Annotated in this window: 1 protein-coding gene; it reads right to left on the bottom strand. The window is 65.2% G+C overall.

Going from position 1 to position 448, the window contains the following annotated elements:
* Positions 1-448: glycosyltransferase (locus D7X12_RS41955; RefSeq protein ID WP_147444033.1), on the bottom strand; the 448-nt coding region annotated here is incomplete at both ends.

Raw genomic sequence — 448 nt, 5'->3', positions numbered from 1 at the left:
GTTCCGCATTGGGGGCGCAGGTGACCCGCTCGATGCCGTAGGTCTTCTTCAAATAGTCCACGATGGGCGGGCTCACCGTGATCACGTGATCGGCGTGCTGGATGGCGAGGCGCTCGATCCACGCGAGCGCCTCGATCTCCCACCACTGCGAGTCGAGCTTGCCTTCGGCCCAGACCTCGTGACAATCGTACACGACGGGGCAGCCGAACAGTTGCTTGAGCCGGATTGCCGCGACGAGCGCGTACACGTCGTGACACATGATGAGGCGGGGGCGCACCGACACCGTGCGCCCGCGGACGAACAGGGTCTCGACGATGAGGTTCCACCACTCCAGATCGGCCTTGAACGCCGTCACCTGATCGCCCTGCTCGCGCAGGACGCGACTCAGCAGGAGCAAGGTCTTGTACAGGCCGAGCGCACGATAGCCGCCCGCATGGCAGGTCGGGAC

The sequence above is a fragment of the Corallococcus sicarius genome, assembly GCF_003611735.1.
Lineage (GTDB): Bacteria > Myxococcota > Myxococcia > Myxococcales > Myxococcaceae > Corallococcus > Corallococcus sicarius.
This window is presented reverse-complemented; position numbering and strand designations above follow the sequence as displayed.